Annotated in this window: 6 protein-coding genes; all 6 read left to right on the top strand. The window is 72.2% G+C overall.

The genetic code is table 11. From position 1 onward, the window contains the following. The first annotated feature begins 117 nt into the window (after nucleotides 1-117). The 6 genes from gcvP to AC1C2V_RS16540 all read left to right on the top strand — a co-directional run bounded on the left by gcvP (nucleotide 118) and on the right by AC1C2V_RS16540 (nucleotide 13,619). Entirely contained in the window at nucleotides 118-3,069 is a 2,952-nt protein-coding gene (gene gcvP, locus AC1C2V_RS16565; protein WP_495390742.1) for an aminomethyl-transferring glycine dehydrogenase, read from the top strand. Nucleotides 3,070-3,162: 93 nt separating this feature from the next. Next, nucleotides 3,163-4,317 carry a glycine cleavage system aminomethyltransferase GcvT gene (gcvT, locus tag AC1C2V_RS16560; RefSeq protein WP_495390741.1) on the top strand — a complete coding sequence of 385 codons (1,155 nt, stop codon included), beginning with the start codon at nucleotides 3,163-3,165 and terminating at the stop codon, nucleotides 4,315-4,317. An 85-nt stretch (nucleotides 4,318-4,402) separates the two neighbouring features. Further along, the gene (gcvH, locus tag AC1C2V_RS16555; protein ID WP_495390740.1) at nucleotides 4,403-4,771 is read left to right on the top strand and encodes a glycine cleavage system protein GcvH; all 369 of its coding nucleotides are present in this window, start codon (nucleotides 4,403-4,405) and stop codon (nucleotides 4,769-4,771) included. A 251-nt stretch (nucleotides 4,772-5,022) separates the two neighbouring features. Continuing rightward, nucleotides 5,023-5,259: a helix-turn-helix domain-containing protein gene (locus tag AC1C2V_RS16550; protein WP_495390739.1), complete on the top strand. Its 237-nt coding sequence runs from the start codon at nucleotides 5,023-5,025 to the stop codon at nucleotides 5,257-5,259. Between the two features lie 91 nt (nucleotides 5,260-5,350). Then, nucleotides 5,351-5,788, top strand: a complete 438-nt coding sequence (locus AC1C2V_RS16545; RefSeq protein ID WP_495390738.1) for a (deoxy)nucleoside triphosphate pyrophosphohydrolase — start codon at nucleotides 5,351-5,353, stop codon at nucleotides 5,786-5,788. Between the two features lie 346 nt (nucleotides 5,789-6,134). After that, nucleotides 6,135-13,619, top strand: coding sequence for a DUF5979 domain-containing protein (locus AC1C2V_RS16540; protein ID WP_495390737.1), 7,485 nt, complete (start codon nucleotides 6,135-6,137; stop codon nucleotides 13,617-13,619). Nucleotides 13,620-13,653: the final 34 nt, after the last annotated feature.

Genomic DNA, 13,653 nt, shown 5'->3' with positions numbered 1-13,653 from the left:
CAAAACTCTCAGGTCGATGTGCGACCGGGCAGCAGCCCGGCGCGGTCAGATGACAGAGCGGGGAGGGACTCGACCGTCCCCGTCCGCCTGCCCGACCGACCTCCCGGAGCGTTCGACGTGACCACCTCCCCCGGCTCCCCCGCGTACGACCCCGACGTCTTCGCCGACCGCCACCTGGGCCCCCGCGGCCAGGAGGTCGCGACGATGCTGGACCAGCTCGGCCACGACAGCCTGGACGCGCTCGTCGACGCCGCCGTCCCGAAGGCGATCCGCACCGACCGCCCGCTCGCCCTGCCCGCCGCCCGCTCCGAGGCCGAGGTGCTCGCGCACCTGCGCGACCTCGCGGGGAAGAACCAGGTCAAGCGCCAGATGATCGGCCTGGGCTACTACGGCACCGCCACTCCCCCGGTGATCCGCCGCAACGTGCTCGAGTCCCCCGCCTGGTACACGGCCTACACCCCGTACCAGCCGGAGATCTCGCAGGGCCGGCTGGAGGCGCTGCTGAACTTCCAGCAGGCGGTGGAGGACCTCACGGGGCTCGGCATCGCGGGCGCGTCCCTGCTCGACGAGGCGACGGCGGTCGCGGAGGCCGTCGCACTCATGTGGCGGGTGTCGCGGGCGAAGAGCGGCTACGTGGTGCTCGACGCCGACCTGTTCCCGCAGAGCCTGTCCGTGACGCGCGGGCGTGCGGAGGCGATCGGCCTGCCGGTCGTGGTGGCGGGGCTCGACGGCGGCCTCGCCGCGGGCCTCGACGGGTACGTCGCCGCAGGTGGTGACCTTCCCGAGGGCGACCTGGTCGGCGTGGTCGTGCAGCAGGCGGGCGCGTCGGGGCGCGTGCTCGACGCGCGCGACCTGGTCGCCGAGGCCAAGGAGCGCGGAGCGCTCGTCACGATGGCGACGGACCTCCTGGCGCTCACGATGCTGGTCTCCCCCGGCGAGCTCGGCGCGGACGTCTCGGTCGGCTCGGCCCAGCGCTTCGGCGTCCCGCTGTTCTACGGCGGCCCGCACGCCGCGTTCATGGCGGTCCGCAAGGGCCTGGAGCGTCAGCTCCCCGGTCGGCTCGTGGGTGTCTCGACGGACGTCGACGGCGCCACGGGCCTGCGCCTGGCGCTCGCCACCCGCGAGCAGCACATCCGCCGTGAGAAGGCCACGAGCAACATCTGCACCGCCCAGGCCCTGCTGGCCATCGTGGCCTCGATGTACGCGGTCTACCACGGCCCCGAGGGCCTCCGCGCGATCGCCGAGCGCACCCACGCCCGCGCGGTCGCCGTCGCGGACGGCCTGCGCGCCGCGAACATCGACGTCGAGCACGACGTCTTCTTCGACACCGTCCGCGCCGTCTTCCCGGGCCGCGCCCAGCAGGTCGTCGAGACCGCAGCGGCAGCGGGCTACAACCTGTACAAGGCTGACGCCGACCATGTACAGATCGCCTGCGACGAGACGACGACGGCTTCCGACGTCGCGGCCCTCCTGTCGGCCATCTCCACTGCGGTGGCCGGCGGTGCCGGTGAGCCGAACGCCAAGGGGTCGGGCGCCGCCGCCCTGCCCGCGGAGGTGACACGAACGACGCCCTATCTCCAGCACCCCATCTTCCACATGCACCGCTCCGAGACCTCGATGCTCCGGTACCTGCGGTCGCTGAGCGACAAGGACCTGGCGCTGGACCGCACGATGATCCCGCTGGGCTCGTGCACGATGAAGCTCAACGCGACGGCGGAGATGGAGGCCATCAGCTGGCCGGGCTTCGCCGACATCCACCCGTACGTGCCGGCTGACCAGGCACGGGGCTATGCGGAGCTCATCTCCTTGCTGGAGGCGCAGCTCGCGGAGATCACGGGGTACGCGGCGGTGTCGGTGCAGCCGAATGCGGGGTCGCAGGGGGAGTTCGCGGGCCTGCTGGCGATCCAGGGGTACCACCGGTCGCGGGGGGAGTCGCACCGCGACATCGTGCTGATCCCGGCGTCGGCGCACGGGACGAACGCGGCGTCGGCGGCTCTCGCGGGGCTGCGCGTGGCGGTGGTGGCGACGGCGGACGACGGCGAGATCCTGCTGGACGACCTGCGCGCGAAGCTGGCCCAGCACGGCGAACAGGTGGCCGGGATCATGATCACGTACCCGTCGACGCACGGGGTGTACGAGGAGCACGTCCGCGAGGTCTGCGATCTCGTACATGAAGCCGGTGGGCAGGTGTACATCGACGGTGCGAACCTGAACGCGCTGGTCGGGCTGGCGCGGCCGGGGGAGTTCGGCGGCGACGTGTCGCACCTCAACCTGCACAAGACGTTCTGCATCCCCCACGGCGGCGGCGGCCCGGGCGTGGGCCCGGTCGCGGTGGCGGAGCACCTGGTGCCGTTCCTGCCGGGGAACCCGCTGGCCTCGCTGGTCGAGCCTGTCGAAACCGGGGTATCGAAGAGCTCAGCGAACGGCGGCGTCCCGGTGAGCGCCGCCCCGCACGGGTCGGCGGGCATCCTGCCGATCTCGTACGCGTACCTCGCGCTGATGGGCCCGGACGGGCTCACGGAGGCGTCGAAGGCTGCCGTCCTCACCGCGAACTACGTGGCGTCGCGCCTGGACCCGTACTTCCCGGTGCTCTATACCGGCGCGACCGGCCTGGTGGCGCACGAGTGCATCCTCGACCTGCGCCCGATGACCGCAGAGACCGGCGTGACGGCTGAGGACGTGGCCAAGCGCCTCATCGACTACGGCTTCCACGCGCCCACGATGTCGTTCCCGGTGGCGGGCACGCTGATGGTGGAGCCCACCGAGAGCGAGGACCTGGCCGAGCTGGACCGCTTCGTCGACGCGATGATCGCGATCAAGGGCGAGATCGACCGGGTGGCGGCGGGGGAGTGGACGTCCGACGACTCCCCGCTGCGCCACGCCCCGCACACCGCCGCGAGCGTGATGACCGACGAGTGGGCGCACCCCTACTCCCGCGAGCTGGCGGGGTTCCCCCTGCCGAGCCTTCGGGCCGGGAAGTACTGGCCGCCGGTGCGGCGCGTCGACGGGGCGAAGGGCGACCGGAACCTCGTGTGCGCCTGCCCCCCGATCGAGTCCTACGCCGTCTGATCGCCAGTGATCGCCGGTCGAGCCTGTCGAGACCTGGTTTCGACAGGCTCGACCGGCGGGTTTCGACACGCTCAACCATCGAAGGGAGCCTCGATGACCGAGGACAAGCAGGACAAGACCACGCCCCTGCACGACGAGCACGTCGCGCTGGGCGCGAGCCTCACCGGCTTCGGCGGCTGGCTGATGCCGCTGCGCTACACGTCCGACCTGGCCGAGCACCGCGCGGTGCGGGAGGCGGCCGGGCTGTTCGACCTGTCGCACATGGGGGAGATCCACCTCGAGGGCCCGCAGGCGGGCGCCGCGCTCGACCGGGCGCTGGTCGGCAACGCGAGCGCGATCGGCGTCGGCCGCGCGCGCTATTCGATGATCTGCGCCGAGGACGGCGCCGTGCTCGACGACCTGATCGTGTACCGGCTGGCCGACCAGCACTTCCTCGTGGTGGCCAACGCCGGCAACGCGCAGCGCGTGTTCGCCGAGCTCGTGGCGCGCGCGGCCGGGTTCGACACCGTCGTCACCGATCGCTCCGCCGAGACCGCGCTCGTCGCGGTGCAGGGACCGCAGGCGGAGGACATCGTCGCCTCGCTCATGGCGCCGGAGCACGTGGACGCCGTCCGGTCGATGAAGTACTACGCGTCGGCGCCCGCCACGGTGGCCGGCATCGAAGTGCTGATGGCCCGCACGGGATACACCGGGGAGGACGGCTTCGAGCTGTTCGTGCCCGCGGACCGCGCCGTCGAGCTCTGGCGTGCGCTGCTCGCCGCGGGCCGGGACCGCGGCCTCGTCCCCGCGGGCCTGTCGGCGCGCGACTCGCTCCGGCTCGAGGCCGGGATGCCGCTCTACGGGCACGAGCTCGACGAGACCACCACGCCGTACGAGGCCGGCATGGGCCGGGTCGTGAAGCTCGAGAAGACGGGCGACGACGGCGAGCCGCTGCCGTTCGTCGGGCGTGCGGCCCTGGCGGCGCGCGCGCAGAGCGCGCCGGCGCGGGTGCTCGTGGGCCTGCGCGGCGAGGGCCGGCGCCCGGCGCGGGAGGGTTACGACGTCGTGCAGCGCGGCCCCGACGGGGCCGTGGGCGCCGTCGTCGGACGCGTGACGTCCGGGGCGCCGTCGCCCACGCTCGGCTACCCCGTGGCGATGGCGTACGTGACGCCGGAGGTCTCGGGGGAGGGCACCGAGCTGGCGGTCGACGTGCGCGGCCGCGCCGAGCCGTTCGTCGTCGTGCCCCTGCCGTTTTACAAGCGCCCGTAGGACGATCGTCCTCATCACCAGCATCACCAGCATCACCAGCATCACCAGCATCACCAGCATCACCGACCCCGAAGGAGCAGTCCCCATGGCCGACTTCCCCGAGAACCTCCGGTACTCCGCCGAGCACGAGTGGCTGGACGACGCGTCGCCCGCCACGGTGGGCATCACGTCCGTCGCCGCCGACGCGCTGGGCGACGTCGTGTACCTCGAGCTGCCGGAGGTGGGCGCCACGATCGAGGCGGGCGCCGTCGTCGGCGAGATCGAGTCCACCAAGTCCGTCTCGGAGCTCTACTCGCCGGTGAGCGGCACCGTGGCGGAGGTCAACCAGGCCGCCGTGGACGACCCGGCCGTGGTGAGCTCCGACCCGTTCGGCGCCGGGTGGCTCTTCAAGGTCGACGTGACCTCCCGCGGGGAGCTGCTCACCGCGGAGGAGTATGCCGCCCAGGCGGGCTGACGCGCCTCGCGCAGGTCGTGACCGAATCGTGATAAAGGCGCGGGATCCGGTTGGTTGCTTGAGATCACCGCGCTGACCAGTGTCAACACGGCCGGCTTCACCCCGCAAGTGGGTGAGGCCGGCCGTTTCGTGTGCGGGGGCAGCATCTGATCGCTGTGTTCCGCGTCATGACCCCCCTGGATCGGCCTCTTCATCCATGACGGCTTCCCCAGGTCGACCCATCGGTCGGCGGCCGTTGAGGAGGAAGAACGATGAGCACGATCGAGCTGACCTACCCCCTGACGACGAGCCGCCTGCTGACGCGTCGTGAGCGCGTGATCCTGTCCAACCTGTCCGAGGATGTCACCCTCGAGCAGATCGCGACCAAGCTGTTCGTCACCCGCAACACGGTGAAGTCGCAGGTGCGCAGCGTGTACAGGAAGCTGGGCGTGTCGAGCCGGGCCGAGGCCGTCGCGTGGGCGCGACAGTCCGGCTTCGGGGTCATCTGAAGGCCGGTTGTTGCGGGCCCCGCACGGCGGCAGGGGAGGTCGCCGGGGCGGGGCTCTCGCACGTCCGGGGCCGGATGGCAGACTTTCGGGTATGACCGCACGCCGCCTCGTCGTCGCCGCCGCGATCGTCGACGAACTCGACCGCCCGGGCCGCCTCCTGGCTGCCCGGCGAAGTCGGCCGGCGCACCTGGCCGGGCGGTGGGAGTTCCCGGGCGGCAAGGTCGACCCGGGGGAGTCGCCGGTCGAGGCGCTGCACCGCGAGCTCGACGAGGAGCTCGGCGTGCGCGTGGACCTCGGGGAGGAGTTCGCCGGGCCCGACGACGGCGCCTGGATCATCACCGACCGGCACGTGATGCGGCTGTGGCTCGCGGTCGTGGCCGACGGCACCCCGCAGCCCCTGGTGGAGCACGACGAGCTGCGCTGGCTGGACCGCGACGCCCTGCTCACCGTCGACTGGCTGGACGGCGACGTCCGGATCGTCGAGGCGCTGGAGCCGGTCCTCGCCGACCCGGTGGACGCCGCCTACTGAACGTCCGGGGCTGCGGACGTCGACGACCCCGCCCTGGGGCCGCGCGCCAGTGCTGCGCCGTGCATATAGGCCGCACGGCGGTTCATCGTGACGTACGCGAACACGTTCTCGGAGACGGCGCTGTCCACGAAGCCCTCAGGGCGAAGATCTTCACCTTCCCCGACTCGACGTCCTCGTTCGCCGCGCCAACGTCGAGGAAGTCTGGCACCTTCGGACCCAAGCCCGCGCGATGACCTGCGCGGGCGTGCCATATTCCGGAGTGGGGGCATCGGTGGTTGTGAGTCACAGCTCGGCAGGTCGGAGCGCGCGTCGTCCGGGGGGCGGGCGGGTCCGGCGGGGGTGGTCCGTGCTCGCTGTGGTCGCACTCGGGCTGGCTGGCGCCATCATTCCTGCGACGTCGGCGTCTGCGGCGACATGGTCCATCGGCAAGGAGGTGGAGACCCCGGGACCGTACGTACCGGGCCAGCAGGTGACGTACGAGGTGCAGATCTCCTGCTCCGACCCATCCAGCCCGTGTCGGAATGCCGTGCTCACCGACGAGCTGCCCGAGGGGCTCGAGCTGGTCTCGGCGGCCATCGCGGGTGAGCCGTCCGGGATGAACGGCGATCTGACGGTCGATACCGACGGCGACGTCGTCACCGTGACGTGGCCCTCCTTCACGAACGGCGAGCAGGCGGCGATCGAGATCACCGTGCGAATCGACCCGGACCTGCCGTACAGCGGGAGCGGCGTCCCGATCGTCAACGCGGCGACCGTCGTCGCGGACAACGCGCCGGAGAACTCGGCGGACGCGCCCATCACGCCGGTGGTCGAGCTGCTCCTCGACTCGGAGACGACGAAGTCGATCGCCCCGGAGGGCGCCCTCGCGGCCCCTGGCACGGCCGCGACCATGACCCTCGGGTCGACGAACACGACGAACGACCCGGTGGACACCCTGGTGATCCAGGACCCGGTGGACCCGACCGCCGACCCCAACCCCTTCACGTACCTCGAGTACGCCGGCACTGGCGACATCACGATGCCGCCGAACGCGACCGAGGTGACCCAGGAGTACTGGGACAGCGCCTCGTGGGAGCCCCTCGACGACTCCGTGGACCCCACCACCGTGCAGGGCGTGCGGTACACGTTCAGCGGCGACATCCAGCCCGGGGCGACGGCGGCCGTGCCCGTCGAGGTCCGGCAGAGCGAGGCTGTCAGTGAGCTCACCGACCCCCTCACCGTCACCAACGTGGCGTCGTCGTCCGTGACGGACGGCGACCAGGAGTCGGAGCCGACGACGGCGGACGACACGTACGTCGTCACTCCTCCCAACAACAGCGTCACGGCGAGCAAGAGCTTCGACCCGGCGACCGTGAGCGCGGGCGACCCGACCACGGTGACCATCGGTGCCACCAACACCGGCACGTCCGTGGCCGAGATGACGATCACGGAGCCGGCGCCGGACACGGCCAACCCGTTCACGGGCGACGACCCGCTCACGTTCACCGGATTCGGCCCGGAGGGCGACGGCACGGGCGTGCAGTGGCCCGACGGTGCCAGCGGGGCGAGCGTGACGTTCACCTGCGCCGACGGGTCCGCCCCGGCGCTCGACGCGACGGCGCCGGGCTCGTTGCCGAACCCGCCCGAGGGCTGCGTGGTCCACGGGTTCACGGTGACGTTCACGGGCGACCTGGCGACGGGGGCGGAGGCGTCGGTCCCGTTCACGGCGGACACCGACCCCGACCAGGACGCCGATGACGTCACGCACTCCAACACGGTCCGGGCGGCGGTGCCGAACGGCGAGCCCGCCGACGCCTCGGCCGACCTCGTGACGCTGGTGGACCGGCTCGCGACCGAGACGAGCAAGAACGTCTCCCCGTCCACGATCCCCGCGGTGCCGGGGCAGGGCGTCGTCGTGCAGCTCCCGACGCGGCTGCTCCCGTTCGGGCCGGACGGCTCGACGACGAACGCCGACCAGATGGTGATCCAGGACCCGGCCGACACCGCCGCCCCGACGGACTTCTGGGACCACTTCGCCGCCACGTCCGTGCGCTCCACCGACGTGCCCGCGAGCTCGACCCTGACGGTCAACTACTGGGACGGTGCGCAGTGGGTGGCCGCCCCCGGCTGCGGCCCCACCACGGGGCCGGCCACCGTGAGCTGCGACCTGCCCGAGGGTGCCCAGGGGGTGCAGTTCGTCTACGACTCCACCGGCGACGGGTTCCCGCCGGGCACCCAGTTCCAGCCCAACTTCGGCGCCGAGTTCACCGGCCCGGACGGATGGGACGACCCGCTGACGAACTGCGGCGCCTCCACCGCCTCCGCGGACACGGTGGAGCCGACGGAGCCGGCGGAGGGCTGCGACACCGTCGACCCGTTCCCCGTGGACGGCGACGGGCCGGGCGACTTCATCGCCAAGGACTTCCTGGGCGGGGACCCGCCCGACGTGCTGGCCCGCTCCGACGACCGGGTGACCGCGCAGATCACCTGGTCCACCGGAGGCTTCTCCGGCGTCGACCCCCTGGTCCTGTCGGACATCGCCGACCCCGAGGGCACGGCGGTCGCGGACTCGTTCTACGAGGCGTTCGACCTGGTCCGCGTCGAGGCGATCGACGCCCGCATGGACCCGTTCATGAGGTACGACCAGGTCGAGTCCGTGGAGCTCTTCGTCGACGGCACCTGGGTGGAGGCGTCGGGCGACCCGTGCCCGCAGGCCTGCGACGGGACCTTCCCCGGCTACACGCTGACCGCCGCGGAGCGGGCGTCGGCCACGTCGGTGCGGCTCACGTACACGGAGTCGCCGTCCCGCGACGACGCCGACCCGACCGCGCCCCAGACCGGTGACGGGGTGGCCCGGTCGACGCTCGAGAGCGGCCGGCACCTGAACCTCACCTTCCAGGTGCGGGACGACCGGCGCAGCAACGGCGACCCGGTGCTCGGCTCCACGAACGAGACGATCTACAACCTCCCCGACGACGCGGGCATGGTCCGCGACACCGCCGCGGGCACGGCCACCTACGACGGCCGGGAGCACACCGACACCGACGCCGACGACGTGCTGATCATCGACCAGCCGCTCAACGTGTCCGTGACCAAGGACTGGACGGGCGGCCCGATCTCGGTGCCGCCGGCCGCGACGCCGGACGCGTACTACCCCAGCACCCACGTGGTCATCGAAGGCACCAACGAGTCGGCGGCCAAGGTGGAGCAGCTGCGCCTGGCCGACCCGGTGGCGCAGGGCTCGGGCGACGTGGTGACGGCGGACGGCACGAAGCCGTTCGACGCCTTCACCCTGCGGGCGATCGACCTCACCCCGCCCCGGGGCGCCACGAGCACCACCGTGACGGTGCACCACGACGACGACACCACCGCGACGTTCGACGAGGCGGCAGCGGAGGCTCTCACGGCCGCCGACCTCGCGGACGTGGTGGGCGTCGAGGCCGCGTACGACGGGCTGGTGGAGCCGGGCGCGGCGGGCACGATGGACCTCACGCTCCAGCTGCGCAAGACCGACCGGTACACCGGCGGCCCGGTCGACGTGGCGGGGTACGACCCGGTTCCCAACCGCGCGGCCGCGACGATCGACGACCCGGGCGGCGTCGCCGGCGGCGACGTCCGCGAGGCCGACGACGACGCGTCGATCCAGCTCCAGGACGCCGCCATCGACCTCGAGGTGGGCAAGTCGTTCAGCCCCGACACGATCGTCGAGCCCCGCACGGGCCCCGTCACGATGGTGCTCACGGGGAAGCCGGTGGGACCGTCGCGCACCGTGGAGATGGTGCTCACGGACGACGACCCGCAGTTCTGGAACCAGTACGGCTTCGTCGGCTTCGACGGCGCCAGGTTGACGGCCCCGATCCAGCGGGTGCAGGTGGACGCCTTCGTGGGCGCCAGCTTCTCCGGCGACCCGGGATCGTCGGACCCGGTCACCGTGACCGGCGGGGGCTGGGTCGAGGGCGAGGCGGCGTCCACGTTCGCGCTGCCCGACGGCGTGGCCCCCGGCGACGTCCAGGGCCTGAGGTTCACGTTCACCCGCACCGACGGGTCCGTCTGGGAGAACCCGGCCACGCCCTCGCAGCGCGTGCCGATCTCCGTGGAGCGGCGCGACGAGATGCGGTCGGGCGGTCCGGTCCTGCCGGACCTCGCGGCGAACCCGCCCGCGCCGGGCGAGGCTGCCCCGGGCGTCGCGAGCAACTCGGTGCAGGGCAGCGTCACCGGCGCCGACCTCGTCGTCGACCCGGACACCGGCGACACCGTTCCGGTGAGCGCGGACGACGAGGCCGCGGCGCCGATCCTGTACGAGCACTCGACCAACGGCGTGAAGATCGTCAAGGACTTCGACGGCGTGGTCTCCGGCGGGGCGAAGTCGCCCAACGCCGTCTTCCCGATGAACATCAGGGTGACCAACACCGGCGACCGCGCGGTCACCGACCCGGTGATCCTCGACGACCCGATGCCGTCGGACGACCGGGGGCCGCAGCTGCGGCTGGCCAATGTGGCCGAGCCCTTCTCCTATGCGCTGAGCGGCACGGACCCCGACCCCGCGACGCCTGATCTCCCCACGAGCGCGACGCAGGTGACGGTGGCGCAGGCGGGCGACATCGACAGGCTGCGGTTCACGTTCCCCGAGGGCTCGGTGCTCGAGCCGAACCAGACGTACACCGTCACGGTGATGGTGAGGTTCCGGGTCGGGCTGGAGCCGCAGGCCACGGTGCAGAACACCGCCGGCGTCACCGGCGACCGGCCCTGGGACGAGTGCGTCACCCGGTTGGACACGGAGACCGGCGCCTGCGAGGCGGACGCCGACGTCCACCCCACGGAGACGGCGGCCCTCGCGCAGTCGAAGCGCGTCAAGGCGACGGAGAACGACGAGCTGGGCGTCTTCGTCGACCCTGCCGCCGACCCCGACACCACGTGCGTCCCCGACGCGGCCGGCTTCTACGGGTACCCGTGCACGCCGATCGTGGCCCCGGGCCACGACGAGACGTGGCGCATCCGGATCGACAACGTCGGCAACGACCCGATCACCAAGCTCGTCGCGTACGACCGCATCCCCGCGCCGGGCGACACGGGCTCCTACGACACGACGCCGCGCGGCTCGCAGTGGCGGCCGTTCCTCTCCAACGAAAGGCCCCCGGTATTCCAGGACCTGCCGGCCGGCGCTCGCGGCACCGTCTACTACTCGGCGGCGACCGACTACTGCATGGACGACATCGAGGACCCGCTGGGCGAGCCGGTCTGCCCGACCGACGACCCGGCCACGGGCTGGGTGCCGCTGAGGAACGACATGACGGACGAAGAGTTCGCCGCGATCCGGGCGCTGAAGATCGTGGTGACCTTCTCCGACGACCACCCGATGGCGCCCGGTGAGTTCGTCACGCTGGACAAGACGACGACCACGCCGGCGCGCGTTCCGGCGGCGGCGGACCGGTCGATCGCGTACGACTCGGCGGCGGCGGCGGCGGCGTACATCCGCCGGGACGGGTCGGTGCGCAACCTCCTGCCCACCGAGGGGCAGAAGGTCGGCGTCGCCACGGCGTCCGGCCCGTTGCAGGTGGACAAGATGGCGATCGGTGCGGGGCGGGAGTACGCGCCGGACTCGTTCGACCTCGAGGTGCGGTGCACGTCCGCCCCGGGTACGTGGGTGGAACGCGAGCTCGACCCGATCCCCATCACCGTCGTCCCTGGCGAACCGGTCACGGTGCCGAACCTGCCGTACGGCGCCGAGTGCACGATCACCGAAGGTGACAACGGCCAGACGGACCTCATCGTCGGCACGGTGACGATCGGTGAGGAGCCCGACCTCACGACCATCGTCGCGGTCAACGTCTACGAGCTCGCCGGCCTCGAGCTGTCCAAGACGGTGGAGAGCGACGCGGTCGACCAGGATGGCAACCCGATCGCCTACGGGCCGTTCGAGGCCACCGTGGAGTGCACGTTCCTCGGCGAGGAGGTGTACGCGGAGGGGTACGGGCCCGACACGCCGATGGTCGTGGAGCTGGCCGGCGACGGCACTCCGGTCGAGCTGACCGGCCTGCCCGCGAACGCCGAGTGCACGATCACCGAGACCGGCACTGCGGGCGCGCCCGGCACGTCGATGGCCGTGACGCAGGGAGACGACGACCCGGTCACCACGGACGGGACGTCGACGACCGTGACCCTCTTGCCGGACACCCCGGTGACCGGCGCGATCACCAACGAGGACGCCATCACGAACATCTTCGCCGTCGGTGCGATCAACCTCCAGAAGGTGGTCGAGGGCGAAGGCGGGGAGGCCTACGGATCCGGCCCGTTCCACCTGCAGGTGGTCTGCACCTACGACGCCGACGGCGACGGGCCGGGGGAGCCGGGCACCGTGTACGACGGCGAGGTGGTGCTCGGCGGCGCCGGTCCGCTCGAGATGCAGATCTCGAACCTGCCGGTGGGCGCGGAGTGCTCCGTCACGGAGACCGACGGTGGCGGCGCCACAGGGTCCGTCGTCGTGCCGGACACGGTGACGGTCGACGCCGACGAGGTCGCCCAGGTGGTCATCACCAACACGTTCGACGTCGGGACGATCGAGGTGGACAAGAACCTCGACGGCCTCGGCGCGCTCTACGGACCCGGACCGTTCGAGGTGACCCTCGCGTGCACCTACGGGGAGGACGCCGAGGGAGACCCGGTGACGATCGCCATCCCGGGCGGCGCCGTGCGGACCTTCGTGCCCGGCCAGCCGGCCGTGTACCAGGGCCTTCCGGTCGGGTCCGAGTGCACCGTCACCGAGACGGAGGACTTCGGCGCCACCGAAGTCACCATGAGCGTGGACGGTGGCGACCCGGTGGCCGGCACTTCGGTGGATGTCGTCGTGCCGCCCGCGAACGAGGACGGCTCGCCGGCCACCGCGAGGGTGACGGTGACCAACACGTTCCTCACCGCGCCCCTGCTGCTGGCGAAGGTGGTGGACGGCGACGCCGCGGACTTCGCACCAGGGATGCCGGACATCCCGCCACTCCCGGAGATGCCCGACGAGCCGGTGACGCCGGAGGAGCTCGCCGACCTGATCGCGCAGGTCGACGACTTCTACGCGCAGTTCCCGCTCGGGGGCATCCCGTACCAGGCCTCCCTCGAGTGCACCGTCCAAGGCGGAGACGTCCCGATCCCGGGCGGTCCGACGCGGCCCTTCGGGCCGGGCCTTCCGGGCGTGTACTTCGGCCTGCCGGTCGGGGCCGTGTGCTCCGTGACGGAGACCGAGGCCGGCGGCGCCACCTCGACGACCGTGCAGCCGGACCCGGTGCAGATCGATGAGCGTGTGCTGCCGGCCGACCCCCAGGTGGTCACGGCCACGAACACCTTCGACGCTGGCGCGATCCAGGTGGAGAAGGTCGTGGACGGCGACGGCGCGGAGTTCGTCACCGCACCGTTCGAGGTCTCCCTGGCCTGCACGTTCGAGGGGCAGGACATCGACATCCCCGACGGCGCGGCGCGCGAGCTCCACCCGGGCGACCCGGTCGGCTACGACGGCCTCCCGGTCGGCGCGGAGTGCGTCGTGACGGAGACCGATGACGGCGGTGCGGCCTCTTCGACCGTCTCGAGCGTCGACCCTTCGACAGGCTCAGGGGAGTCAGGCGGCCACCCGGGTGCGGTGACGGTCGCGGCGGGCGACGCCGTGCAGATCACGGTGACCAACACCTTCGACCCGCCGCCGCCGAACGACGGCGGCGACCCGGGTGGTGGCCAGGGCGGGGACGACGGCTGGTCGCCGGGCTGGCTGCCGCGCACCGGTGCCGACGTCATGTGGCTCATCGGGATCGCGTTGTTCGTCACGGCTGCGGGCGTGGTGCTCGTGTCGGTCCGACGGCGTCACCAGCCCTGACAGGCGCCGTCGGATGCATGGATCCGCGAGCGGC

Source organism: Isoptericola sp. Y541 (assembly GCF_059445465.1).
The sequence above is the reverse complement of the archived record's forward strand: the minus strand, read 5'-3'. Positions and strand labels throughout refer to the sequence as shown.